The following is a 23904-nucleotide window of genomic DNA, read 5'->3' as shown; positions in this document are numbered from 1 at the left end:
CTCCCTCTAGGAGGGGTACGGCCGCCTGCGCTCGGGCGGCAACCGTACCCTGTGCCGCTTCTACTGGATTCCGGCCTCCGTGCACTTGGCGGCGAAGTCGCCCGTGCACAGCTCCTGCTTGGTGACGTAGCCGTCGGCCACGACGTCCTTGACGTTGTCCAGGGTGATGGCCTGCGGTTCGAGCAGCTCGGACGGCACGTCCTGGCCGGTCTGCGGGTCCTTGACGCTGCCGCTCGCCGTGGGCTTCTCACCCTTGGCCAGCGCGACGGCGAGCTTGGCCCCGGCGTCGGCCTCCTTCTTGACCGCCTTGTACACGGTCATGCACTGGTCGCCCGCGAGGATGTTCTGCAGCCCCTGGACGGTGGCGTCCTGGCCGGTGACCGGCACCTTGCCGTTGAGGTTGTTCTTCTTCAGCACGGTGATGGCGGCGTTGCCGAGCCCGTCGTTGGCGGCTAGCACCCCGGCGATCTTCGGCTGGCTGGTGAGCATCTGCTCGAAGATCGTGCCCGCCTGCGTGTTGTCCCACTCGGGGACGGCCTGGTCGGGGCCCTTGACGTACTCGCCGGAGTCGAACTTCGGCTTCAGTACGCCGTCGTAGCCCGCCTTGAACAAGGTGGCGTTGTTGTCGGTGGGCGAACCGTTGAGATAGGCCACGATCGGCTTGCTGGCCTTCTTGTCGGCCAGGCACTTGGCCAGGCCCTCGCCCTGCAGGGTGCCGACCTTCGTGTTGTCGAAGCTGACGTAGTAGGCGGCGCCGCCGCCCAGCGTCAGCCGGTCGTAGTCGATGGTCGCCACACCCTGCGACCTGGCCTTGTCGATCACCGTCTTGCCGGTGCCGCTGTCGAGGTTCACGATCATCAGGACGGTCGCGCCGTTGGTCATCATCTGGTCGGCGATGGTCTGGAAGGCGGTCTTGTCGTTCTGCGCGTTCTGGATGTCGTAGGCGACTCCAGCGGCCTTGAACGCCTCTTCCAGGTACTTGCGGTCCGCCGTCTCCCAGCGGGCCGAGGACTTGCTGTCAGGCAGGATGACGCCGACCTTCCCCGGCTTCTGCGAGTTCTGTGCGGTGGTGGTGCCACCCTGGCCGCCGCCGCCCCCACAGGCGGTGAGACCGAGGGTCAGCGCGGCGGCCGTGGCGGTCAGGCTGAGGATCCCCTTGCGCATGGTGCAGGGTCCTTTCTCCGGAGGAGCCCCGAATGAATGTTGTGTGCGGCAACGTATTCCGCCACGGACGGCTTGTGAAGAGGCGTCGAAGGGGTAGTTTGTTGTTCCCGGTAACAATCCAGAAACGTCGGGTCAACCTGTCCGGGCGGTTCGACGACGCTGAGACGCGATGGTTGGGCTGGGGTGAGGTCAGGGTGCTGTTCGGCACCGAGCCGATGTTCCGCGACCACCCGAAGCGGCTGTTCCCGCAGGTGGCCAGGGCGCTCTACCGGTCGCGCCCCGGTCACGGGCAGCACGGCCGTCACGCCGTGATCGGGATCTGCTAGCTTTACCTTTCCGGCCGGATGTTGCATCCGGCCGGAAAGTGTTTGTATGACCACTTTTCAGACAACCGTGCGGCCCGCGGGCACTGCGGACCGCCTCGCCGTCGAACGGCTCTGGCTCATGTTCCGGCATGACATGGCGGAGTTCCAGGGCGGGCTGCCCAGCCCCGACGCCACCTATCACAGCGACCGGCTACGCTCGGCGTTCGAGGACGACGACTGGGCGACCTACCTGTTCACCAGCGGCGACCGGCCTGTCGGGTTCTCGTTCGTGCGCGCGCTGTCCGGCCCGGCGCGCGTGCTGAACAGCTTCTTCGTGGTACGCGGCGCGCGCCGGTCCGGGATCGGGATGAAAGTTGTGCGGGAGGTGATCTCCCGGCACCCCGGCCCCTGGAAGATCGCCTTCCAGGACTCGAACACGGCGGCCGTCGCTTTCTGGCGGCGCGTCGCCACCGAGATCGCCGGTGACGCGTGGACGGAGGAACGCCGGCCCGTGCCGAACCGGCCCGACGTGCCCCCGGACGTGTGGATCTCCTTCACCACCGCCTGACCAGGGATCAAGCGGGAGTGTAAGCGGCGGGGCCCGTGGTGAACGTGCCCCGCCCCTGCGCCAGGAAGGTCGCGATACGCGTTCCGCCCCCCCACTGAGCGGCCACCGCCAGGACCGCCACGCTGACCTCAGCGGTGGAGGACTTGCCGCCCTCCTCGACGTCGACGACCTCGCCAAGGCCGTCTCGGGCACCGGCTTCGCTGCCGCGCAGGCAGGACCGGGCATGAATTCCTGCCATTTTTCTGCCATTAGTTCGGGGTTATTGTTTCGCCATCTCACGGATTCCTTTGTCCGGATATTTCGCAATTCGGCATAAATTCATTCCTGTGGAGGTGGCTTCTTCATGCGTGTAGGGCTCTTGCGGATCGCCGGCACTCTCGTGCTGGCCCTGGCGGGCACGGCGGCCATACCGGCCGCCGCCCATGCGGATGAGCCGTCATCGGTGGTGATCGACTCCTCCGAGACAGCCCAGGGCGTCGTACGGCTCGCCGGACGGTTCACCGGGGCGTACGACGTGAACATCGTGGTGAACGGCGAGCGGATCGAGCGCGCCAGGGTGAGCGATCCGGACGCCGACGACTCCGGCGCCTGGTCCTATGACCTGGACACCAGCGAGATGGACGGCGAGATCGAGATCTACGCCAAGGCGACGGACGCGGCGACGCGCTACGGCACGTGGTCGAAACCACTGACGCTGCGTGTGGACAACCCGCGCGCCAGGGCGCCGAAGGTGTCGATCGCCGAGCCCGCCGATGGGGCGAGGCTCACCAGGCCCGCGACGCTGCAGGTGAACGTCACCGGCGCGGACGTGCGTTCGGTGCGGGTCCGGGTCAACGGCGGCCCATGGAAGAACGCCTCCGGCGCGAACGGGCGGTACGTGACGCTGGTGGATCCGGCGAAGTACGGCGACGTCATGGCGAGCCTGGAGGCGGAGGCGGTCGACGCGCGCGGCAACGTGTCCAGGTCGGCCACCCGGTACGTGGCGCTCGGCGCGGCGAAGAAGGAGCGCCCGGTGCGACACCGACAGGACCGGGCGATGTGGATCTGGGAGAAGGCCTCCTACAACCTGGTGCTCAACCCGGGATCGCGCCGCCTGCTGGAGACCGTGCTGGCGCCCGGCTCGACGATCTACCTGGGAGTGGACACCTACGCCGGTCGCGACATGATCGAGGACGCCCGCTCCGAGCTGCGCGACCTCGTGGCCTGGGCGCATCGCCGGGGGATGAACGTGCACGCCACGGTGGCCGGCGGGACGCGGCCGCCCTATCTCGGCGCGCTCTCCCGATATCGCGACCGCGCGGTCAGGGAGATGGAGCGGGTTCTCGACTACAACCTCTCGTCGGCGCTGGCCGAGCGCTTCGACGGGATCAACGTCGACATCGAGCCGTACAGCCTGCCCTGGTTCGGGAGCGCCAAGCCCGACGTGCAGATCCAGTGGCTGGACACGCTGCGGGCGATGATCGCGCGCCGGGACGCGTCCGGGCAGCCCCTGCTGTTCGGCCCCGCCGTGCCCCGGTGGCTGGACACCTCCGCCTGCTGCACGGACGTCCCGTACGGCGGGACCACCCGTACCATGGCCGAGCACATCCAGGACATGACGGACTACATCGCGATCATGGATTACCGGGACCAGGCGGACGGCAGCGCCGGCATCATCGCGCAGGCCGAGGGTGAGATCGCCTACGCCGAGCGCATCGGCAAGCCGCTCTCAGTGGTGATCGGGGTGGAGACCCTGGACATCGCGACCAGCGGCGACCCGCACACCATCACCTTCCGCGAGCAGGGCAGGGACGCGATGGAGGCGGAGCTGGCGAAGGTCTACGGGGCGTTCTCGGACAGCCCCGCCTTCGCCGGGGTGGCGCTCCACCACTACGACTCCTATCGGGAACTGCCCACGATCTGGGGCCCCTCGGCGAAGTGGCCCGCGCCGCCCGCCGACTCCGGGCCGCCCACGGGCGTCGACTCGCCGCCGAAGGCCGTCGCGTTCGACCACTCCACGGCCGACCTGACCTACGGGCGGGCCCACGACGACGCCGAGGTCGGCTTCTACGAGGTGCATCGGTCGGTGGAGCCGGGCTTCACTCCCGGACCCGGCACCCTCGCCGGCCGGGCGCGCGGCCTGACCTACACCGACACCGGGCTGCTGCCCGGCACCGCCTACACCTACCGGGTCGTGCCCGTGGACGTGGCCGGACACCGCGGCCCCGCGTCGGATCCCGTCTCGGTGACGACCGGGAGCACCGACCTGCGCCCGATGGTGGTGGAGTCGATGACCGTCAAGCTTGAGGGCGGCGCGGCGCGAGTGCGGCTGCGCGTCGTGGACAAGACGACCGGTGAGCCGGTGGCCGCCACGGTGCGCGGGCGGTTCACCTTCTCCGCGGGGCGCTACGTGACGGTGACCGCGGACGCCGACGGCTGGGCCACCGCGACGTCCGAGGCCTTGGTACAGCCGACGGGCCAGGTCGGGTTCGCGGGGCACCGGCTGACCGCTCCCGGCCGCTACTGGGCCGGCGCCTATGACCGGGACAGGGACGTCTCCGCCCAGTGGTGACGACCCCGCTGCCCGCAGGGCCGCCTCCCGCCTGAGGCGGCTCTGCGCTGCTATCTAAAGGGAAGGAATTCATCCCTCTTTTCTGCAGAATTAGAGATGAATTCGTCATTGACATCGCCCCGATATGACGAGAAGAATCCCGTTATGGAGCCACCTGACGGAATGAATTCCCTCCCAAAGGGAAGGCGATACCGCACTCTCGCGGCACGCCTGCGGCAGGAGATCGTGCAGGGCCGCTGGCCGGTCGGCGGCAGGCTGCCGACCGAGTCCGAACTGGCACAGACCTACACGGTCGGGGTCAACACCGTGCGCCGCGCGGTCGACCTCCTGGTCGAGGAGGGGCTCGTCCGGCGTCGGCAGGGGTCGGGCACGTTCGTGACCGCCAGAGTGACCACCTCGGGCAGACCCTCAGGCACCACCGAGGCCAGGCCGCGGCTCATCGGCGCGCTCGTCCCGTCGACCACCTACTACTTCCCCCAGGTCGTCCAGGGCATCGAGCGGGCGGCCACCGCCGCGGGAGTCCAGCTCGTGCTCGCGTGCTCCAACTACGACCCCGGCGTCGAGCTCGCGCAGATCCAGCAGCTCGTCGACGTCGGGGTCGCGGGTCTGCTGCTGGTGCCCAACCTGCACCTCGCCGCGGACCCCGCCGCGCACCTGGCCCGCCTGCGCGAGCTGACCGTGCCGTACGTGCTGGTGGAACGCCGGCCGGCCGACCCCCGCCCGGCCGACCCCACGTCCTACGTCTGCACCGACGTGCACGGCGGCGGCTACGCGGCGGTCCAGCACCTCAGCGGGCTCGGCCGGAGCCGGATCGGCTACCTCGGCCGAATCGGCACCGCCACCTCCGAGGAGGTCTTCGCGGGATACCGCCAGGCCGTCACCGACCTGGGCCTGCCGGAGATCCCTGAGGCGGTGGCCCGGCAGCCCGTCTGGACCGGGCCCGACATGCTGGCCTACGCCAACTCGCTGGTCACCGAGAAGGTGCGCGCGGTGGTGTGCCTCGGAGACCGCGAGGCCACCGCGCTCCTGCCCTACCTGCGCCGGGTCGGCCTGACCGTCCCCGACGACATCGCCCTGGTCGCCTACGACGACGAGGTCGCCGACCTGGCCGAGGTGCCGCTCACGGCGGTGTCCCCGCCCAAGGCAGAAGTCGGCCGCATGGCGACCGAGCTGCTGCTCCGCCGGGTCGAGCTCGGTCCCGTCGCCCCGATCTGCCGTGTCGTGCTGCAGCCTCGCCTGGCCGTACGGGCCTCCTGCGGAGCCGCCTCCGGCACCCTCGTCGAGGTCCGCGTCCCCATGTGACGCCGGCCTTCATCCCCTCACCCCCCTTCCCCCCCTTTTCCTGTTGGAGGACCTCATGAGAGTGCGCATGCTCGCCGCCGCCGCGGTGGCCGTGCTCACGGTCGCCGGCACGACGTCGTGTGGCGGCTCGGCCGACGACTCCGGAGCGGCCACCCTGCGACTCGGCTTCTACGCGGCGGCGGGAGACCCCGCCGACACGACCATGCGGGAACTCGTCAAGGAGTTCTCGGCCGCCAACCCGTCGATCAAGGTGGAGCTGGAGGTCGCGCCGTACGTCAAGTTCTTCGAGCGGCTGCGGACCCAGATCGCCGGCGGCCAGGCGCCGCAGGTGTGGCTGTCCGACGGCGTGCTGGTGCAGGAGTTCGCCGCGCGCGGCGCCCTCACCGACCTGACCGACCGGGTCAGCACCGTCAACGCCGCCGACTACTCCGGCATCGAGCTGAACAAGGACGCCAAGGGCCGGATCTACGGCTTCCCGCAGGGCGCCCAGACACCGGTGCTGTTCTACAACAAGAAGATGTTCGCCGAGGCCAAGGTCGCCGAGCCGACGGCGGACTGGACCTACGACGACCTCGCCGCCGCGGCCAAGAAGCTCACCAAGGACACCAACGGCGACGGCAAGCCCGACACGTACGGGTTCCGCGCCTACTCGCCGGGCTTCACCGAGAGCTGGTGGCCCATCATCAAGGCGTACGGCGGCGACATCGTCACCGAAGGCAACCGCAAGGTGGTCGTCAACAGCCCGCAGTCCACCGCCGCGCTCGACTGGATGCTCGCCGCGATGGGCAAGGACGGCTTCGCCCCCGACTACGCGACCACGGAGGCCCTCGGCAAGGGCGTCGTCCACACGCTCTTCGCCACCGGCCGGGTCGCGATGTCTTACGGCATCTACGCCCGCACCCTGTCCGCGAAGAGCGCGGGCGTCGACTTCGGTGTCGCGCCGATGCCGAAGGGGCCGGCCGGCCGCGGCAACGTCGCGATCGTCAACTCGTGGGTGGTCAGCAAGGCGGCCTCGGCGGCGCAGGCCGACGCGGCGTGGAAGTGGATCACGTTCTTCGCCGGTGAGGGCCCGCAGCGCAAGTGGGCCGAACTCGGCGAGGCGATCCCGATCAACAAGCAGGTCGCCTCCTCGGCCCTTCCCGCCGAGCAGAGCAAGGCGTTCCTCGAGTCGCTCGACGCGGCCACCGACCTCGGCACCAACGCCGTGTGGTCGGAGTACACCGAGGCCCTGGCCAAGCGGATGAACGAGGCGCTGTCGGGTGCCGCGCCCGTCGCCACCGCGCTGGAGGCCGGGCAGAAGGAGGCACAGGAGGTCATCGACCGCTTCCATGCGGGGCAGACGCAGTGACGATGCTCACCAGACCACTGGGGAAGGCGGCCGCGGAACCGCGGCCGCCCGCCCGGAAACGGCACGCGGGAGAGCGGGCCTGGGCGTTCGCCTTCGCCTCGCCCTACCTGCTCCACCTGGTCGTGCTGGCCGCCTGGCCGCTGCTGGCCTCGCTCGTCTTCAGCATGACCGACTACGACCTGATGTCCTCGCCCAGGTTCGTCGGATTCGGCAACTTCACCCGGCTCTTCAGCGACGGCGTCTTCTGGCAGACGCTGGGCAACACCGCGTACTTCGCCGTGCTGTTCGTGCCGACCCAGACGGCGCTGGCCCTGGCCCTGGCGATCGCGCTCAACCAGCGGCTGCGCGGCATGGCCCTGTTCCGCGCGGCCTACTTCGTACCCGTCGTCTCCTCGTGGGTGGTCGTCGCGTACGTCGCCGACGCGGTCTTCAACCCGCAGACCGGCCTCGCCAACCAGGTGCTCGGCTGGTTTGGGCTGCCCGCCGAGAACTGGTTGCAGGACCCCGCGCTGGTGATCCCCACGCTCGCGGCCGTCGCGGTGTGGAAGGGGGTCGGCTACATGATGGTGCTCTTCCTCGCGGGCCTGCAGGCCATCCCCGAGGAGCGCTACGAGGCGGCGAAGATCGACGGCGCGTCGGCCTGGAACCGGTTCCGGTACATCACCCTGCCCGGCGTCTCCGGCACCACCTTCCTGGTGTTGGTGCTGACCTCCATCGAGACGCTGCAGTCGTTCGAGCAGGTCTTCGTGATGACCGACGGAGGTCCCCACGGGGCGAGCGAGCTGACCGTGCTCTACCTCTACCGGCAGGGCTTCCAGTTCTTCCAGATGGGCTACGCCTCGGCGATCGCGTGGGTGCTGTTCGTGCTGGTCCTCGCGCTCACGCTGGTGCAGTTCCGTCTCCAGCGCAGGTGGGTGCACTATGCGTAGAACCATCTCCTACGTGCTGGTGCTCGCGGGCGCCCTCGTCATGCTGGTGCCGTTCGTGGCGGCACTCGGGAACTCGCTCAAGAGCTTCGCCCAGTACATCCAGGTGCCACCGGTGTGGATCCCCGATCCGGTCCAGTGGGACAACTACCCGGAGGTGTGGCGGCGTACCCCGTTCGGGCTCTACCTCGTCAACAGCCTCGTGATCGCGGTCCTCGCCGTGGCCGGCAACGTGCTGACCAGCGCGATGGTCGGCCACGCCCTGGCCAGGATGCGCCTGCCGGGCAAGCAGACGCTGCTCACCATGGCACTCGGGACCATGATGCTGCCGACCGTCATCACGATCGTCCCGAACTTCCTGCTGTTCCGCTCGCTGGGCTGGCTGGACACGCTGCTGCCGCTCATCGTGCCGTACTGGCTGGCCACGCCCATCGGGATCTTCCTGATGCGGCAGACCTTCCTCGGCATCCCCAAGGACTTCGAGGAGGCCGCGGGCCTCGACGGAGCCAATCCCTGGCAGGTGTTCTGGCGGGTCCACCTCCCGCTGGCCAAGCCGGCCCTGGCCACGCTGGCGGTCTTCACCTTCACCACCTCGTGGAAGGCCGTGCTGGAACCCACCATCTATCTCACCTCACCCGAGAACTACACGCTGCCGGTCGGCGTGCTGAGCCTCAAGGGCCAGTTCGTCGGGAACGACCAGCTCGTCACGGCTGCGGCGATGATGAGCCTGCTGCCGATGCTGGTCGTGTTCATCCTGGCCCAGCGTTACTTCGTCCGCGGAACCATGTCCGCGGGACTCAAGGGCTGACGCCCTTCATCCCATCCAGGAAGGAAATCGTGACAACAACATCCGGGCTACGCCTGGGCGTCATCGGCGCGGGCACCATCGCCGAGCTCCACGTGGCCGCCGCTCGTCAGACGGCCGGCCAGGTGAAGATCGTCGCGGTGTGCGACGTGCGGGCCGAGGTGGCGGAGAAACTGGCCGCGGAGGCCGGCGCCCGCGTCTTCACCGACCATCGGGAGATGATCGACGCGGGCGGCCTCGACGCGGTCGTGATCACCGTCCCGCACGCCCTGCACGCGCCGATCACCCTGGACGCCGCCGCGGCCGGGCTGCACGTGCTCTTGGAGAAGCCGATCGCCACCACGCGCGAGGACGCGATCCGCATGATCGACGCCTGCCGTGCGGCCGGAGTCGTGTTCACGGTCGGGCACGTCCTGCGCTTCGTCCCGACGCTGCGCGCCGCGGCCGCCTATCTCGCGTCCGGGGAACTCGGCCAGGTCGTGGTGGCCTCGGAGCGGCGTACCGCCGACTACGCCGACCCCTCGCGGCCCCGCTGGTTCCTCGACGCCGACATGGCCGGCGGCGGAATCGTGCTCAACGTCGGCACCCACAGCATCGACAAGCTCCAGATGCTCGTCGGCTCGCCGATCGTCGAGGTCACCGGCCACATCGCCGGACCCGCCGGCGCATCGGTCGAGACGGAGGCGGTGGCCCTGGCGCGGCACGCCGACGGCACCCGCTCGACGATCTCCGTCACCGGCACCGGCCTGCCGTTCACCGACGAGGCCGAGCTCGTGTGCGGCGAGGGCGCGGTCAGGATCAGCCGGGGCGAAGGCGTCTGGTCCTTCCGCGGAGGCGTCGCCACCCAGGTCGCCGCCCCCGAGCCCGGCGAGATGACCAAGGCGTTCGCCGCGCAGCTCGCCGACTTCGCGCGCGCCTGCGCGGCGCGGAGCGCGCCCCAGGTCACGCCGGAGTACGCGCTGTCCGTCCTGGACGTCGCCCTCGCCGTCTACGACTCCGCCCGCAACGGTTCCACCGTCACAGTGAAGGGACAGATGTGAACCCGATCGCGTTCAGCACGCTCGGCATGCCGGGCGCCCCCGCCGACGAGGTGATCGCGGTGGCCGCCACGTACGGCTGCGCCGGCGTGGAGCTGCGCTGCGCCGACGGCGAGATCGTCGCGCCGGACACGTCGGCCGCGGACCTGCGTCAGGTCCGCCGCGCCTTCGACGAGGCAGGAGTCGAGATCGTCGCCGTCTGCTCCTACACGCGCGTGGCGCGGCCGGACGGCGACACCGTGGCCGAGGTGCTGCGCCACGTCGAGATCGCCGAGGCGCTCGGCTCGCCGTTCGTGCGCGTCTTCGGCGGGGTCGAGGGACAGGACGATCCGGCCGCCGCCGCGACTCGGAGGCTCGCGGAGGTGGCGGACCGGCTGCCGGACAACGGCGTCGACGTGCTGCTGGAGACCCACGACGTCTTCCTCACCGGCGAGGCGATCGCCGGAGTGCTCGCCGGGGTCGGCTCGCCACGGATCGGCGCGCTGTGGGACGTGGTCAACCCGTGGCGGGCGGGCGAGACGGCCGCCGCCACGGCGGACGCGCTGGCGCCGTACCTGCGGCACGTGCAGATCAAGGACGCGGCGGCGCCGACCGAGCTGGCCCCCGTGCTGCCCGGCCGGGGCGCGGTGGGGGTGCCCGGCGTGCTCGCCGAGCTCGACCGTCTCGGCTACACGGGCTATCTCGCGCTCGAATGGGAACGCGTGTGGTACCCCGACGCGCCGCCCGTCGGCGATGCCCTCGCCGCCTTCCGCGAGGTGCTCGGGCGATGATCTCCCCGCTGATCCTGCGGGCGGGCCTCCCCACCAGGGAACGTTTCGACGACAACGCGTTCCCCCGCCTGTGCGCCGTCGCCGAGGCCGCCTGGTCCTCCGGCAGGGACCTCGGCGACTTCACCCGGCGGCTGACCGCGCACCTGCCGCTCCTCGACCGGCTGGGCATGCGCTACCGGAGGCCGGACGACGAAGGAGCGCGACATGTTCACCTCTGAGCGGGAACTCGAGGACCGGCTGGCCACCCCCTCGGCCGCGCTGGTCGCCGACGTCGGCGAGTTGGACGGCGACCTCGTCGTGCTCGGCGCCGGCGGCAAGATGGGGCCGAGCCTGGTCCGGCTTGCCCGGCGGGCGCTGGACACCGCGGGACGCGGCTCCGCCCGCGTGTACGCCGTGTCACGCTGGTCGGACGACGCCGCCGCCAAGGAGCTGGCGGAGCAGGGCGTCGACGTGGTGCGCCACGACCTGATGGGCGACGACGACCTCGCCGGGCTGCCCGACGCGGCGAACGTCGTCTTCATGGTCGGCGCCAAGTTCGGCACATCGGCGGCGCCGTACCAGGCGTGGGCGGTCAACGCCGCGTTGCCCGCCGCCGTCGCGCGGCGCTACCGCGACTCGGCGATCGCGGCGTTCTCCACCGGCAACGTGTACCCCCTGGTGGACGTGGCCTCCGGCGGGAGCGCGGAGGACGACCGGCCGGGACCGGTCGGCGAGTACGCGATGAGCTGCCTCGGCAGGGAGCGCGTCTTCGAGCACGCCGCCGCTTCGTACGGCACCCCGGTCACGATCCTGCGCCTCAACTACGCCGTGGACCTGCGCTACGGCGTCCTGGCGGACATCGCCGCGACCCTGGCGGCGGGCGAGCCGGTCGACCTCACGACCGGCCACGTCAACGTCGTCTGGCAGGGGTACGCGAACGAGGTCGCGCTGCGCTCGTTGGGGCACGCGCGGGCACCGGAGGCGTTCACGCTCAACCTGACCGGCCCCGAGACGGCCTCGGTGCGGCGCACGGCCACCCGGCTGGCCGCAGCACTGGGCGTCGAGGCGACCTTCACCGGCCAGGAGAGCGGCACGGCGCTGCTGAACGACGCCTCCCGCTGTCACGGCCTGTTCGGCTACCCGGACGTGCCGCTCGACACGCTGATCGCGTGGCAGGCCGACTGGCTGTCGCGCGGGCTGCCCCTGTCAGGGAAGCCGACCAAGTTCGCGGTGCGCGACGGGAGGTTCTGAGATGTCGATCGACCTGCTCAGGGAGGGGACCGTCATCCCCGCCCACCCGATGGCGTTGACAGGACGGCGCACGCTCGACGAGCGTCGCCAGCGGGCGCTCACCCGCTACTACCTCGCCTCCGGAGCGGGCGGGGTGGCCGTCGCGGTGCACACGACGCAGTTCGAGATCCGCGAGGCGGGGCTGCTCAGGCCGGTGCTGGAGATCTCCGCCGACGTGGTGGCGAAGGAGGCCGACCGGCCCTTCGTCATGATCGCGGGGGCGTGCGGCGACACCGCACAGGCCGTCGCCGAGGCCGAGCTCGCCGCCTCGCTGGGCTACCACGCCGTGCTGCTGTCCCCGAAGGTGCCGGGCGCCGGCGAGGCCGAGCTGCTCGACCGGGCCAGGGCCGTCGGGGAGGTGCTGCCCGTCATCGGCTTCTACCTGCAGGAGGCGGTGGGCGGCAGGAGGCTGAGCCCGTCCTACTGGCGCTCGCTGAGCGAGCAGGAGTCGGTGGTGGCGATCAAGATGGCGCCCTTCGACCGCTACCGTACGGTCGACGTGGTCAGGGCCGTCGAGGCGTCGGGGCGCGGCGACGACATCGCGCTCTACACCGGCAACGACGACAACATCCTGACCGACCTGCTCACGCCGGTCGCGGGGCACCGCATCGTCGGCGGACTGCTCGGCCAGTGGGCGGTGTGGACCCGCGCGGCGGTACTCATGTTCGAGGAGGTACGCCAGGCATGGGCCGGGGACGACCAGGTCCTCCGCTCCCTGCTGGCCCGCGCCGCCGACCTCACCGACGCCAACAGCGCCGTCTTCGACGTGGCGGGCGACTTCCGCGGCTGCATCGCCGGAGTCCACGAGGTGCTGCGCGGGCAGGGGCTCCTGGCCGGAACGTGGTGCCTCGACCCGCAGGAGGGACTGTCTCCGGGACAGGCCGACGAGATCGCCAGGGTCGGCGCCGCCTACCCCTGGCTGGTCGACGACGACTTCGTCGCCGCCGGCCTGGACGACTGGCTGCGCTGAGCGCTCTGGTGTTCCGCCGCCCTCCTCGGGGAGCGGCGGAACACAGTCCGTCAGACGCTCCAGTGGGCCGAGGCGAGGGCGCGGACCGCGTCCTCGTCCACCTCGACCCCCAGGCCAGGCCCCGTGGGCACCAGCGCCGTGCCGTCCACGACCTCCACCGTGCTCCCCCCGACGTACGCCGAGTGGACGAACTGCCGCCCGTTGAGATCGACGGGAGTGTCCACGCCGAACGCGGCGAACAGATGCAGCGAGGCGGCGAATCCGAGATCGGTGTCGGTCAGTCCCGAACCCATGATGCGCAGCCCCGCGTCCTCGGCGAACTGGCACAGCCGGCGGGAGAGCGTGAGACCGCCCGAACGCTGGACCTTGGCGATGGCGATGTCGACCGCGTCGAGTTTCACGAAGGTGGCCAGGTCGGAGGGGTGGCGCAGGCTCTCGTCCAGCGCCACGGGCAGCGGACTGCGGTCCCGCAGCCGGCGCAGCCCGGTGACGTCGTTGGCGGGCAGCGGCTGCTCGAACGCCGACACGTCCAGGTCGGCGAGCCTGCGCGCCATACGCAGCGCGCCGTCCACGGTGTAGGCCTGATTCGCGTCCACCCAGATGGGCGCGCCCGGGGCCGCCTCCCTGACCGCCGCCACGACCGAGACGTCCGTCGCCTCGTCGTGCAGGCCCACCTTGACCTTGTACGCCTGGTAGCCCTGCGCCCTGCCCTCCTCGACCGCCTGCCGTACCTCGGCCGGGGTCTGGCCGGCCACGATCCACCCGAGCGTGATGCGGTCGACGCGGCGCTGGCCCCAGAGCACGCCGACGGAGACACCGAGCGCCCGGCCGAGCAGGTCGTGCAGCGCGATGTCGAGTGCGGACTTGGCGATGGGGGAGCCGATCGTCAGCCCTCGGTTGATCACCTTCTCGTAGGCCGCGCAGGCGCCGTCGAGATCCCACGCCGACCGTCCGACCAGCGCGGGAGCGAGGTAGCGATCGATCGTCGTCGAGATCGACTCCACGGTCTCGTAGGTCCAGGCGGGTGTCGGCGTCGCCTCTCCCCAGCCGGTCAGCCCTCCGGCCGTCACCTTGACAAGAACCCGTTCGGCGGGCTTCCCCGCCGTGGTGACACTTCCCCCGGAAATGCTGAACGACCGGATGGACGGCAATTCCACGACAAATGTGTCCACCCGCTCGACGATTAGCGACTCCATGATTCTCCCAATGGCATGAATTCGTGCTATTTCCGTTACCGCGACGCCCTGAACCTAGCACGCTGGAAATGATTCACGAATTCATGGAATGAATTCATGGCGCTCGCCGATGGTTGTGTGTCGCCGTTGTCGTCATGGCTGCCGTGAGACGCCCGATGTGGCGGGTGTGGCCTGTAATTTGGCGCAACTCGGCAGGTACATCGCGCGCAAACGGGCAAGGTCTGGTGGAGACGGGGTGTGGGCTCCCCGCCGGCTGCCCCGCGCCCCGCTGGTCGGTACGCGAACAGGGGCTCGCCGTACGCAACGAGCTACTCACCAAGGAGAAGGAACTCACCCGCCGGGTCGTACGAAAGCTGGTGAGGCATGCGGAAGACGGCGCGGGGAGGAGACGCAATGACCGATGAGCACTACGACGCGATCGTGATAGGGACCAGCCAGGGTGGCCGGTTCCTCCCCGTCGAGCTGGCGAAGGCGGGCCAGAGGGTGGCGCTCGTCGAGCGTGACCAGCTCGGCGGCGTCTGCGTCAACACGGGGTGCACCCCGACCAAGACGATGGTCGCCAGCGCGCGCCTCGCCTCCCAGGCGCGGCGCGGCGCGGAGTACGGCGTGCGTACTGGTCCGGTATCGGTGGACCTGGCCGTGGTGCGTGAGCGCAAAACGGGCCATGGTCGCCGGCGCGCGGCAGAACTACGCGAGCCGCCTGGCGCAGGACGGGCTTGACCTGATCGAAGGCGAGGCCCATTTCACGGGGCCGAAGTTCGAAGGCTCGCACCTGCTGTCGGCCATCGGCCGCATCCCGAATACGGAGGCGCTCACCCTCGAGGCGGCCGGCATCCGTCTCAACGACCACGGCTTCATCGAGGTCGACGAGTACCTGGAAACCAGTGTCCCCGGCGTCTACGCGATGGGGGACGTCAAGGGCGGCCCGGCCTTCACCCACCTCTCCTACGACGATTACCGCATCCTGCACGCCAACCTCATCGGGCACGAGAAGGCGAGCACGCGGGACCGGATCGTCCCGTACACGGTGTTCATCGACCCGCAACTCGGCCGCGCCGGCATGACCGAGCGCGAGGCCAGGGCGCAAGGACGCGCGATCCAGGTGGCGAAGCTCCCGATGAGCGCCGTCATCCGGGCTGTCGAGACCGGGGAGACGCGCGGCTTCATGAAGGCCGTCGTCGATGCGGACAGCGGGCAGATCCTGGGTTGCACGGTCCTCGGCAGTGAAGGCGGCGAGATCATGACTATGATCCAGGTCGCCATGCTGGGCAAGCTCACCCACACCGCGATGGCGGACGCGATCTTCACACACCCGCTCCTGGCGGAAGGCCTCAACACCCTCTTCGCGATGTTCGACGCCTAGGGGCCAGGTGGACTGACCACAGGGTTGAGTACGCAGTGACACGATCTTCGGAGTTGTTGAAATGAGGGAGAGCCTGCGAGTTCGGTGTGGATTACGACATCTACGCCAAGCTTCCGGTGGCCCTCGTGTCGCACCGTAACGCCCCACTGACCTCAAGCTGAGGAAGTGACAGGCGGGCCGAAGAATCGTCCACGTGGACACCGGCGGGCGTTCAGGGCCGAGGACCCTCAGGCGGCCAGGCTCTGGACGATCAGGGTCGTCGCCGAGAGAGCGGCCACCGCCAGGACCGCCACGCGGACCCTGCCGCCGTCCAGATAGCGCCGCAGCGGCCCGGAGACCAGGAAGCCGGCGACCATGGGCACGACGAGCGTCGCCCCCGTGCTGAGCGCGCGCACCGGCAGCTTGTCGACCAGGGCCAGGATGACCAGCGACTGCCCGGCGCTCAGGAAGAAGAACATCGCCAGCGTGGCCCGGATCTGCGGCCCCTTGGCGCTCTGGTAGACCAGCGCGATGGGCGGACCGCCGATGCCGGTGGCGGTGCCGGTGATCCCGGAGACGAACCCGGCCCCGGTGATCGTCCGCCCGTTGCGGGGCAGGCTGATCGCCCACGTCGTGAGCCCCACGGCCACCAGCACCATGACCCCCACGAACACGCCCAGGACCTGGGTCGACACATAGACCACGATCAACGCCCCGATGGCGCTTCCTGGCAGCCTGCCGAGCACCGCGAACCCCAGCCCGCGCCAGTCGACCCGCCGCCACTCCACGGCCAGTGTGAACAGCGGCAGCGTCAGATTGACCACCTGGATCGCCCCGGGCATCACGCCATGGTCGAGCATCGTGAGCACCGGAGCGGCCACCAACCCCAGCCCGAACCCCACACTGCCCTGAACGACCGCCCCGACAAATACCGCTAAACCACCAACAACCAGGAGCAACTCCGCGTGACTCATGGGGAAGAGTCAACCATCATCCCCTCCGTGAACCTGACCGCACAGGGCCATGAACCCGCACGGATGACGCATCGGGCGGTACCGGAGCGCCGAGGACCGCTGACCGGCGGTTGTCAGGGCCAAGCGCCGCCCTGTAGGCCTGATCCAGCAGGGCACGGACCGACCGCCATACGCTGGGGAGGGGCCACCCAGCGAACCAGCACTTCGCCGGGTGGCGCTCCCATCGTGCCAGACTCCGACGGGCCGCACTGCTCTAAGCTCCGAGATCGTGCGCCTCACCTTCCAGCCCGCCGCACCTCCGGCACCCCCCGTCCGCTCCACCGACGACACGTCCACCCAACACCCAGTTCAACCACCCCTCGCAGGCCACCTCCTGCACCAGCCCGACACCGGCGAACCCCGCGCGCGGCACCCCCTCGCCCGCCGCCCCCTTGCCGGCGGCACCAGGCGGGCCGCCGGACGCGCGGTGGTAGCTCTGCTGGCCGCCGTCGGCCTCGTCACTCTGGCATCTGGGGCTGCTGAGGCCGCCGCGAGCAAGGGCCCGTTCGCCGGGACAGGGAGGCTGACCGTCACGTCGTGTCCGGAGCCGTCCCTCTCGTACGGCGGTATCCCGAGGACGCGGGAGTACCTCACCGCGATGTTAAAATGCCTGGACAAATCATGGTCCGCTCACTTCGCCCGGAATGGGCTGGCCTTCCGCAAGCCGGAGGTCCGCTTCTACGAGGCCCCGGAACGGACGGTGTGCGGCGTCCCGTGGCCCACCGACGCCGCCGCCTTCTACTGCACCAACCGCGGCACGCTCGTCTTCCCCCTCACCGGCGACTGGATCGAGAAGCGAACCGATCTGTACCCCCTGAAGGTGGCCGCCCACGAGTACGGCCACCACCTGCAGAGCCTGGTCGGCCTCAGACGCCACTATGAGTCGCGCATCCGCGCCGACCGCGCTCACCAGGCGGAACTGGGCCGCCGCTACGAGCTCCAGGCCGACTGCCTGTCGGGCGTCTTCCTGGGCGGCGTCCGGCACTCACTCTCCCGGACGGCCGGCGACTGGAACGCCCTCCTGGAGGCCACCCGGGCCAGCGGCGACGACGCCGACTACCGCAGCCACGGCAAGGGAGCCAACCGGGCGTACTGGCTGAAGCGCGGCTACCAGGCCGTCTCCCCGTCGGCCTGCGACACCTGGACGGCCCCACGCTCCCGCGTCGCCTGACCCCGGACGGCGCGCGCGGAGCGGCTGAGCTTCGCCCGTCACTTCTTGGAGAGTATGCGCCCCCTGAACATCGGGTGCTTGGTCTCCCAGTATCTCCAGCCTTCGATCCGCGCGGGAACGCTGGATATTCCGTGGGCGATTCTGTGAATGCGGCAGCTGCCTAGCTGTGAATACTGCGCCCAGCCGACGCGGTATCCGAAGACGCGGTACCACATGTTGCCGTACATTCCATCGCTGATCTTCCGCGTGTAGTCGTGCCCCGTGAAGACCATGTGCCGCAGTTCGAGGTGGGGAGTCACCTGCTTGCGCAGGTGGCGGACCAGGTCCCTGATGGTGAGCTCGTTCTGCTTCTCTCTTTCGAGTTCGGTGAACGCCCGGATCTCGTGCTCCCGCGTGACGTGCGCCGCCATCTCGCCACCGGGGCCGTCGGTGTAGCGGGTGCGGGGCACGAAGAAGTTCCTCGGCTTGAGGAACTGGACCCTGAAGAAGGTCGTCGGCCCGCAGCGGCTGAGGCCCTGCCCGGGCGGTGCGTGCAGTTCCTGGTCGTGGTCGTTGTTGTTGCTGCTGCTGGTGGTGGTGCTGCTGCTGCCGCTGTTGTGGTGGTCCTTGGTGCTGTTGGTTCTGGCGCTGGGTTCGTCGTCGAGCGGAGCGGCGAGGGCCGGCGCGGCCACGGTGACGACGGCGGCCATGGAGAGGGCTCCGGCCATGGCCAGTCCGTTGATTGAGCGGTGCGCACGCCGGGGTATGGCCTTCTTTCGGGGACTGGACGTGCACATCGACGTACCATTCCTTTCGGAATGCGGCCCTCAGCCGCGGCTGACCCACCGGCCGAAATGGTCCAGTGGACGATCCAGCCCGACGGTATAGATGCTTACACTTGCCGCAAGCCCCCTCCACGACGCCACGCCGGGATGAAGTTCCCAGCACGGGAAAGGACCGGTGAAAAAGCATTAACCATCGGACCTAGGAGGACTCCTCCGAAATAACGCCTTGGTGCGAAGAATGCCGGAAAAGCGCCCCAGCACTGAAAATAGAGCCGCCCTGACACCAAGGCGGACCTCGGTGTCAGGGCGGTCTCACGGTAGAAGGTCAGCCGGTGTACTGAGCGATGATCTTGGTGTAGTCGTACGGCTGCTGGGAGACGCCGCTGCACGCGTTGAGGTCCCCGCCCGAGCCGCACGCGCGGTCGCGGTCGAGCTCCCAGAACGTGAGCCTGGCGATGTGATGCTGCTGCGCGTAACCGAGCATGGTCTGGAAGTCCGCCAGCGAGACCGTCTCGTCCGCCTCATCCGTCTTGCCGTTCATGGACGACAGGCCCAGGTGCGCGTACGTGACACTGTCGCTGTACCCGTACGCGGCCTTCACCTTGGCCTTGAGCCCCTCCAAGGCGCTGACCGTGGCCGAGCCCATGGAGCCCGAGTGGCCGCCGAAGTCGAACGGCATGATGGTCCAGATGTCGTTCTGCAGGCCGGAGGCGGCGCCTCGGTTGATCATGTCCACGCCGGTCGAGTCGGGCCCCGTCGGGGTGGTGCCGAACGTGATGACGGTCTTGAGGCCCGGGTTGTCGGCCTTGACGGTCTTGAGCGCGTCGATGACCCGCTGCCTGACCGTGGCGCTGGCCCATTCGGTGTTCTCGATGTCGATGTCCAGGGCCTTGAGCCGGTAGGCGGAGATGACCTTCTGGTAGGCGGCCGCCAGGGCCGAGGCCGAGGTGCACTTCTCGCCCAGCTTGGTGCCGCTCCAGCCGCCCACCGAGACGATCACGTCGCCGCCGTTGGCGCGGATGGCGTTGACGCCGGCCTCGTCGGAGCCGCCGGTGAGGGCGCGGGTGCCGTCCCACTTGGGGTTGCAGGTGCCGTCCGAGAGGATGAACGCCAGCGTGAACCACTTCACGCCCGTCGCGCTCATCACGCCCGCGGGCGAGCCCGCGCTGCCCCAGCCCCCGTACTTGTACGGCGCGACCGCCATGCCCGGCCCGGTCGGCGCGGGCTGGGTGGTGCCGGCGACCTGGGCGCTGGCCGGCGAGAGGTTGCCGGCCGCGTCGGTGGCGACGATCGTGTACGTGTGGCTGCCGGCGGCGGCGAGCCCGCCGACGGTCGCGCTGGTGCCGGAGGGGCCGGCGACGACCGTGCCGCCCTCGCGCACCTGGTAGCCGGTCACGCCGATGTCGTCGGTCGAGGCGTCCCAGGCCAGCGAGATGCTGCTGCTCGTGGTCGCGGTCACCCGCGGGTTGCCGGGCGCGGTGGGCGGCCGGGTGTCGGGGGCGGCGACGGTGAGCCTGTCGAGGTTGGGGCCGCCGGTGGCCCCGGTCGCGGTGGCCCTGACCGTGTTGGTGCCCGCGGCCAGCGTGGCGGGGACCTGGACGGTGGCCCAGGTGTCCCAGGTGGCGGTGGGCTGGAACGCGGTGTTCGCGGCGATCACGGTGCCGTTGACCGCGATGTCCAGCGGCCTGTTGCCGGTGGTGCCGTTGGCGTAGCTGAAGACCAGCACCGCGGGGCCGCCTTGGCCCTGGACGCTCCATTCGACGTAGCCGCCCGCCGTGTTCACGTAGTCGACGAACCCGGTGCCGGTGTAGCCGGTGTGGTTGGTGGCGACGGCGGCCTGGCTGAGCGTCGCGTCCTCGGCCTGGTAGTCGTCGCCGGCCTCGGTGACGGCCACGTCCAGGTAGTCGACGTTGGGGCCGCCGTTGGCGGTGGTCGCGGTGGCCTTGACGGTGTTGGGCCCGGCCTGGAGCGTGACGGTCAGGGTGGCGGTGGCCCAGGTGTCCCAGCTGCCGGTGCCGTTGAAGTCGCGGTGGGTGGTCGCGCCGTTGACGGCGAGGTCCATCGGACGGTTGACGGTGGTCCCGTTGGCGTAGCGCAGCGCCAGGGTGGCGGTCCCGGCCCGCGGGGCGTTGACCGTCCACTGGAGCGAGCTGCCGGTGACGTTGTCGTAGTTGACGAAGCCGGCGCCCGAGTAGCCGGTGTGGTTGGACTCGACCACGCCCTGGCTGATGGTGGCGTTCTCGGCCTCGTACCGGGTGCTGTCCGCGGACGCCGGCACGGCGCCTGCGACCAGCAGGGCGAGGGCGGCGAGGAGGGGGGTGATCCTGCGCACGGGCTCGTGCCTTTCCGCCAGGCAGAGCCGCCCCGATCGGCGCGCCGGGCACGCTGGAAGTTCAGTTGTTAGGAAGGCTTACTAACAAATAGGGCGTTGTCAAGAACAGAGAGCCGCCCGGCGGTGGATGTCCCGCCGGACGGCTCTCTGATGGTTCGGGTGGTCCCCCGATGTCGGCGCGTGAGGATCGCGCCCTCCCGTCCGCTTACGCGGCCGGGCCCCCGTCACCGCCGCGCGGCTGATGGCCTGGCGGCGGCGCGGGAAGCTGTGGCCTCAGTTCTTGGCGAGCAGCGAACGAAGAACGTACTGCATGATGCCGCCGTGCCGGTAGTAGTCGGCCTCGCCGGGCGTGTCGATGCGGACGACCGCGTCGAACTCCACGTCACCGGCCTTGACGTGCACCGTCTGCGGGATCACACCCTTGTTGAGCTCTTCGACCCCGGTGATGTCGAACGTCTCCTCGCCGGTCAGCCCCAGCGACTCGGCCGTGGCCCCGTCGGGGAACTGCAGCGGCAGCACGCCCATGCCGATCAGGTTCGAGCGGTGGATGCGCTCGTACGACTCGGCGATGACGGCGCGGACGCCGAGCAGCGCCGTGCCCTTGGCCGCCCAGTCGCGCGACGAGCCGGAGCCGTACTCCTTGCCCGCCAGCACCACCAGCCGCGTGCCCGCCGCGGCGTAGTTGACCGAGGCGTCGTAGATGAACGACACGGGCGCGTCGGCCTGGGTGAAGTCGCGGGTGTAGCCGCCCTCGGTGCCCGGCGCGATCTGGTTGCGCAGGCGGATGTTGGCGAACGTGCCCCGGATCATCACCTCGTGGTTGCCGCGGCGCGAGCCGTACGAGTTGAAGTCCTTCACCTCGACGCCGTTGGCCTGCAGGTACTGCGCGGCGGGCGTGCCGACCTTGATGGACCCCGCGGGCGAGATGTGGTCGGTGGTGACGGAGTCGCCGACCTTGACCAGCACGCGGGCGCCGGAGATGTCGGACACCGGCTCCGGCGTCGACGGCATGCCGTCGAAGTACGGGGCCTTGCGGACATAGGTGGAGGCCGGGTCCCACTCGAAGGTGTCGCCCGTCGGGACCGGCAGCGACCGCCAGTGGTCGTCGCCCTTGAACACGTCGGCGTAGTCACGCTCGAACATGTCGCGCCCGATCGAGGAGTTGACCACGGCCGCGATCTCCTCGGGCGACGGCCAGATGTCGCGCAGGAACACCGGCTCGCCGTCGGCGCCGACGGCGAGCGGCTCGGTGTCGAGGTCGATGTCCATGGTGCCGGCGAGCGCGTACGCCACCACGAGCGGCGGGGACGCCAGGTAGTTCATCTTGACGTCGGGGTTGATCCGGCCCTCGAAGTTGCGGTTGCCGGACAGCACGGCGGCGACCGCGAGGTCGTTGGCCTGCACGGCCTCGGAGATCTCGGCGGGCAGCGGCCCGGAGTTGCCGATGCAGGTGGTGCAGCCGTAGCCGACGAGGTTGAAGCCGATCTTGTCGAGGTACGGCTGGAGGCCGGAGCGCTCGAAGTACCCGGTGACGACCTGCGAGCCGGGGGCCAGCGACGTCTTCACCCACGGCTTGCGGGTCAGGCCCTTCTCCACCGCGTTGCGCGCCAGCAGGGCCGCGCCGAGCATGACGTACGGGTTGGAGGTGTTGGTGCACGAGGTGATCGCGGCGATCGAGACGATGCCGTGGTCGATCTCGAAGGAGGTACCGTCGGCCAGCGTGACCGGCACCGGCTTGTGCGGGCGGTCGCCGTTGGCCCTGGCGTTGGAGGCGGGCGCGTCGGAGGCCGGGAAACTCTCCTCGCTGGCCTCGTCGACGCCGTCGTCTTCGGCGACGTAGACGCGCACGTCGCGGCGCCAGGTGTCCTTGGCCGACGACAGCGCGATGCGGTCCTGCGGGCGCTTCGGCCCGGCGATGGACGGGACCACGGTGCCGAGGTCGAGCTCGATGTACTCGGAGAAGACCGGCTCGGGCGCGGACGGGTCGAGCCAGAGGCCCTGGGCCTTGGCGTACGCCTCGACGAGCGCGATCTGCTCCTCGGAGCGGCCGGTCAGGCGCAGGTAGTCGACGGTCTGGCCGTCGATCGGGAAGATGGCGCAGGTGGAGCCGAACTCGGGGCTCATGTTGCCGATCGTCGCCCGGTCGGCCAGCGGCACGGAGGAGACGCCCTCGCCGTAGAACTCGACGAACTTGCCGACCACGCCGTGCTTGCGCAGGATCTCGGTGATGGTCAGCACCAGGTCGGTGGCGGTGGCCCCGGCGGGCAGCTTTCCGCTCAGCTTGAAGCCGACCACGCGCGGGATCAGCATGGAGATCGGCTGGCCGAGCATCGCGGCCTCGGCCTCGATGCCGCCGACGCCCCAGCCGAGCACGCCGATGCCGTTCTCCATGGTGGTGTGGGAGTCGGTGCCGACGCAGGTGTCGGGGTAGGCCTTGCCGTCGCGGACCATCACGACGCGGGCCAGGTGCTCGATGTTCACCTGGTGGACGATGCCGGTGCCGGGCGGGACGACCTTGAACTCGTCGAAGGCGGTCTGGCCCCAGCGCAGGAACTGGTAGCGCTCGCGGTTGCGCTCGTACTCGCGCTCGACGTTGCGCTGGAAGGCGTCGGGGTGGCCGAAGTAGTCGACGATGACCGAGTGGTCGATGACCATCTCGGCGGGGGCCAGCGGGTTGATGCGCGCCGGGTCGCCGCCGAGGTCGCGGACGGCCTCGCGCATCGTGGCCAGGTCGACCACGCACGGGACACCGGTGAAGTCCTGCATGATCACGCGGGCGGGGGTGAACTGGATCTCCACGCTCGGCGCCGCCTTCGGCTCCCACTCGCCCAGGGCCCGGATGTGGTCGGCGGTGATGTTGGCGCCGTCCTCGGTACGGAGGAGGTTCTCCAGCAGGATCTTCAGGCTGTACGGGAGGCGAGCTGCGCCCTCGACGGCATCCAGCCGGAAGATCTCGTATGAAGCGTCGCCGACGCGTAGCGTGTCACGGCTGCCGAAGCTGTTCGCGGACACGGTGATTCGCCTCCTCGATAGACAATTCTCAGTTGAATCCTGCCGCACCTCGAGAGCGC

22 protein-coding genes are annotated in these 23904 nt (G+C 69.9%); 15 read left to right on the top strand and 7 right to left on the bottom strand.

All coding sequences use genetic code 11. The features are described 5' to 3' along the window. Nucleotides 1–60: 60 nt before the first annotated feature. Nucleotides 61–1164, bottom strand: a complete 1104-nt coding sequence (locus ABZ297_RS20335; RefSeq protein WP_355348108.1) for a substrate-binding domain-containing protein — start codon at nucleotides 1162–1164, stop codon at nucleotides 61–63. Nucleotides 1165–1265: 101 nt separating this feature from the next. Here ABZ297_RS20335 and ABZ297_RS20330 point away from each other — a divergent pair, with 101 nt between their 5' ends. Together ABZ297_RS20330 and ABZ297_RS20325 are read left to right on the top strand one after the other, a co-directional pair. Beyond that, complete coding sequence (locus tag ABZ297_RS20330; RefSeq protein ID WP_355348105.1) at nucleotides 1266–1490, top strand: hypothetical protein; 225 nt, start codon at nucleotides 1266–1268, stop codon at nucleotides 1488–1490. 46 nt (nucleotides 1491–1536) lie between these two features. Beyond that, entirely contained in the window at nucleotides 1537–2037 is a 501-nt protein-coding gene (locus ABZ297_RS20325; protein ID WP_355348102.1) for a GNAT family N-acetyltransferase, read from the top strand. A 7-nt stretch (nucleotides 2038–2044) separates the two neighbouring features. Here ABZ297_RS20325 and ABZ297_RS20320 read toward each other — a convergent pair whose 3' ends face one another. Next, on the bottom strand, nucleotides 2045–2275 hold the full coding sequence (locus ABZ297_RS20320) for a hypothetical protein (protein ID WP_355348099.1): 231 nt from the start codon (nucleotides 2273–2275) through the stop codon (nucleotides 2045–2047). A 105-nt stretch (nucleotides 2276–2380) separates the two neighbouring features. Here ABZ297_RS20320 and ABZ297_RS20315 point away from each other — a divergent pair, with 105 nt between their 5' ends. The 10 genes from ABZ297_RS20315 (at nucleotide 2381) to ABZ297_RS20270 (ending at nucleotide 13015) form a co-directional block, all read left to right on the top strand. After that, nucleotides 2381–4588, top strand: coding sequence for an Ig-like domain-containing protein (locus tag ABZ297_RS20315; protein WP_355348096.1), 2208 nt, complete (start codon nucleotides 2381–2383; stop codon nucleotides 4586–4588). A 162-nt stretch (nucleotides 4589–4750) separates the two neighbouring features. Next, nucleotides 4751–5890, top strand: a complete 1140-nt coding sequence (locus ABZ297_RS20310; RefSeq protein WP_355348093.1) for a GntR family transcriptional regulator — start codon at nucleotides 4751–4753, stop codon at nucleotides 5888–5890. A 55-nt stretch (nucleotides 5891–5945) separates the two neighbouring features. Then, nucleotides 5946–7238 (top strand): sugar ABC transporter substrate-binding protein, encoded by a 1293-nt coding sequence (locus tag ABZ297_RS20305; RefSeq protein WP_355348090.1) that lies wholly within the window; start codon nucleotides 5946–5948, stop codon nucleotides 7236–7238. Between the two features lie 2 nt (nucleotides 7239–7240). Beyond that, nucleotides 7241–8167, top strand: coding sequence for a sugar ABC transporter permease (locus ABZ297_RS20300; protein ID WP_355348087.1), 927 nt, complete (start codon nucleotides 7241–7243; stop codon nucleotides 8165–8167). Next, the gene (locus tag ABZ297_RS20295; protein WP_355348084.1) at nucleotides 8160–8972 is read left to right on the top strand and encodes a carbohydrate ABC transporter permease; all 813 of its coding nucleotides are present in this window, start codon (nucleotides 8160–8162) and stop codon (nucleotides 8970–8972) included. The genes ABZ297_RS20300 and ABZ297_RS20295 overlap by 8 nt, the downstream gene beginning before the upstream one ends. A 29-nt stretch (nucleotides 8973–9001) precedes the next feature. Continuing rightward, nucleotides 9002–10009: a Gfo/Idh/MocA family oxidoreductase gene (locus ABZ297_RS20290; protein WP_355348081.1), complete on the top strand. Its 1008-nt coding sequence runs from the start codon at nucleotides 9002–9004 to the stop codon at nucleotides 10007–10009. Next, complete coding sequence (locus tag ABZ297_RS20285; RefSeq protein WP_355348078.1) at nucleotides 10006–10776, top strand: sugar phosphate isomerase/epimerase family protein; 771 nt, start codon at nucleotides 10006–10008, stop codon at nucleotides 10774–10776. Before ABZ297_RS20290 ends, ABZ297_RS20285 begins: the two co-directional genes overlap by 4 nt. Next, on the top strand, nucleotides 10773–10994 hold the full coding sequence (locus ABZ297_RS20280) for a hypothetical protein (protein ID WP_355348075.1): 222 nt from the start codon (nucleotides 10773–10775) through the stop codon (nucleotides 10992–10994). Before ABZ297_RS20285 ends, ABZ297_RS20280 begins: the two co-directional genes overlap by 4 nt. Continuing rightward, the gene (locus ABZ297_RS20275) at nucleotides 10981–12006 is read left to right on the top strand and encodes an NAD-dependent epimerase/dehydratase family protein (RefSeq protein WP_355348072.1); all 1026 of its coding nucleotides are present in this window, start codon (nucleotides 10981–10983) and stop codon (nucleotides 12004–12006) included. The genes ABZ297_RS20280 and ABZ297_RS20275 overlap by 14 nt, the downstream gene beginning before the upstream one ends. A gap of 1 nt (nucleotide 12007) precedes the next feature. Beyond that, complete coding sequence (locus tag ABZ297_RS20270) at nucleotides 12008–13015, top strand: dihydrodipicolinate synthase family protein (RefSeq protein WP_355348069.1); 1008 nt, start codon at nucleotides 12008–12010, stop codon at nucleotides 13013–13015. A gap of 50 nt (nucleotides 13016–13065) precedes the next feature. Here the strand turns inward: ABZ297_RS20270 and ABZ297_RS20265 are convergent, their stop codons facing one another. After that, nucleotides 13066–14211 (bottom strand): dipeptide epimerase, encoded by a 1146-nt coding sequence (locus tag ABZ297_RS20265; RefSeq protein ID WP_355348066.1) that lies wholly within the window; start codon nucleotides 14209–14211, stop codon nucleotides 13066–13068. A 393-nt stretch (nucleotides 14212–14604) separates the two neighbouring features. Between ABZ297_RS20265 and ABZ297_RS20260 the strand changes: the two genes are divergently transcribed. Both ABZ297_RS20260 and ABZ297_RS20255 read left to right on the top strand, forming a co-directional pair. Next, nucleotides 14605–14931, top strand: coding sequence for an FAD-dependent oxidoreductase (locus ABZ297_RS20260; RefSeq protein ID WP_355348063.1), 327 nt, complete (start codon nucleotides 14605–14607; stop codon nucleotides 14929–14931). Then, entirely contained in the window at nucleotides 14876–15574 is a 699-nt protein-coding gene (locus ABZ297_RS20255; protein ID WP_355348060.1) for an FAD-dependent oxidoreductase, read from the top strand. Before ABZ297_RS20260 ends, ABZ297_RS20255 begins: the two co-directional genes overlap by 56 nt. Nucleotides 15575–15801: 227 nt before the next feature. On the opposite strand, the gene ABZ297_RS20250 is transcribed toward ABZ297_RS20255, so the two are convergent. Continuing rightward, nucleotides 15802–16527 carry a sulfite exporter TauE/SafE family protein gene (locus tag ABZ297_RS20250; protein ID WP_355348057.1) on the bottom strand — a complete coding sequence of 242 codons (726 nt, stop codon included), beginning with the start codon at nucleotides 16525–16527 and terminating at the stop codon, nucleotides 15802–15804. Between the two features lie 268 nt (nucleotides 16528–16795). Here ABZ297_RS20250 and ABZ297_RS20245 point away from each other — a divergent pair, with 268 nt between their 5' ends. Further along, the gene (locus tag ABZ297_RS20245; RefSeq protein WP_355348054.1) at nucleotides 16796–17737 is read left to right on the top strand and encodes a neutral zinc metallopeptidase; all 942 of its coding nucleotides are present in this window, start codon (nucleotides 16796–16798) and stop codon (nucleotides 17735–17737) included. Nucleotides 17738–17775: 38 nt separating this feature from the next. On the opposite strand, the gene ABZ297_RS20240 is transcribed toward ABZ297_RS20245, so the two are convergent. The 3 genes from ABZ297_RS20240 to acnA form a co-directional block, all read right to left on the bottom strand. Further along, a complete protein-coding gene (locus ABZ297_RS20240; protein ID WP_355348051.1) occupies nucleotides 17776–18444 on the bottom strand; it encodes a hypothetical protein in 669 nt (222 codons plus the stop codon). 382 nt (nucleotides 18445–18826) lie between these two features. After that, nucleotides 18827–20833, bottom strand: a complete 2007-nt coding sequence (locus tag ABZ297_RS20235; protein WP_355348048.1) for a CBM35 domain-containing protein — start codon at nucleotides 20831–20833, stop codon at nucleotides 18827–18829. A 273-nt stretch (nucleotides 20834–21106) separates the two neighbouring features. Then, nucleotides 21107–23845: an aconitate hydratase AcnA gene (acnA, locus tag ABZ297_RS20230; RefSeq protein ID WP_355348045.1), complete on the bottom strand. Its 2739-nt coding sequence runs from the start codon at nucleotides 23843–23845 to the stop codon at nucleotides 21107–21109. Between the last annotated feature and the right edge of the window lie 59 nt (nucleotides 23846–23904).

The sequence above is a fragment of the Nonomuraea sp. NPDC005983 genome (assembly GCF_040614375.1).
In the GTDB taxonomy this organism is placed as follows: Bacteria; Actinomycetota; Actinomycetes; order Streptosporangiales; family Streptosporangiaceae; genus Nonomuraea.
Note: the sequence above shows the minus strand (reverse complement) of the source record. Positions and strands in the feature narration are given on the sequence as shown.

Bases quoted from the DNA above. Each gene is read 5' to 3' on its own strand.
- ABZ297_RS20335 (WP_355348108.1), bottom strand. From the start codon at position 1,164: ATGCGCAAGGGGATCCTCAGCCTGACCGCCACGGCCGCCGCGCTGACC.
- ABZ297_RS20325 (WP_355348102.1), top strand. From the start codon at position 1,537: ATGACCACTTTTCAGACAACCGTGCGGCCCGCGGGCACTGCGGACCGC.
- ABZ297_RS20320 (WP_355348099.1), bottom strand. From the start codon at position 2,275: ATGGCAGGAATTCATGCCCGGTCCTGCCTGCGCGGCAGCGAAGCCGGT.
- ABZ297_RS20315 (WP_355348096.1), top strand. From the start codon at position 2,381: ATGCGTGTAGGGCTCTTGCGGATCGCCGGCACTCTCGTGCTGGCCCTG.
- ABZ297_RS20310 (WP_355348093.1), top strand. From the start codon at position 4,751: ATGAATTCCCTCCCAAAGGGAAGGCGATACCGCACTCTCGCGGCACGC.
- ABZ297_RS20305 (WP_355348090.1), top strand. From the start codon at position 5,946: ATGAGAGTGCGCATGCTCGCCGCCGCCGCGGTGGCCGTGCTCACGGTC.
- ABZ297_RS20300 (WP_355348087.1), top strand. From the start codon at position 7,241: ATGCTCACCAGACCACTGGGGAAGGCGGCCGCGGAACCGCGGCCGCCC.
- ABZ297_RS20295 (WP_355348084.1), top strand. From the start codon at position 8,160: ATGCGTAGAACCATCTCCTACGTGCTGGTGCTCGCGGGCGCCCTCGTC.
- ABZ297_RS20280 (WP_355348075.1), top strand. From the start codon at position 10,773: ATGATCTCCCCGCTGATCCTGCGGGCGGGCCTCCCCACCAGGGAACGT.
- ABZ297_RS20275 (WP_355348072.1), top strand. From the start codon at position 10,981: ATGTTCACCTCTGAGCGGGAACTCGAGGACCGGCTGGCCACCCCCTCG.
- ABZ297_RS20270 (WP_355348069.1), top strand. From the start codon at position 12,008: ATGTCGATCGACCTGCTCAGGGAGGGGACCGTCATCCCCGCCCACCCG.
- ABZ297_RS20265 (WP_355348066.1), bottom strand. From the start codon at position 14,211: ATGGAGTCGCTAATCGTCGAGCGGGTGGACACATTTGTCGTGGAATTG.
- ABZ297_RS20260 (WP_355348063.1), top strand. From the start codon at position 14,605: ATGACCGATGAGCACTACGACGCGATCGTGATAGGGACCAGCCAGGGT.
- ABZ297_RS20255 (WP_355348060.1), top strand. From the start codon at position 14,876: ATGGTCGCCGGCGCGCGGCAGAACTACGCGAGCCGCCTGGCGCAGGAC.
- ABZ297_RS20250 (WP_355348057.1), bottom strand. From the start codon at position 16,527: ATGAGTCACGCGGAGTTGCTCCTGGTTGTTGGTGGTTTAGCGGTATTT.
- ABZ297_RS20240 (WP_355348051.1), bottom strand. From the start codon at position 18,444: ATGGCCGGAGCCCTCTCCATGGCCGCCGTCGTCACCGTGGCCGCGCCG.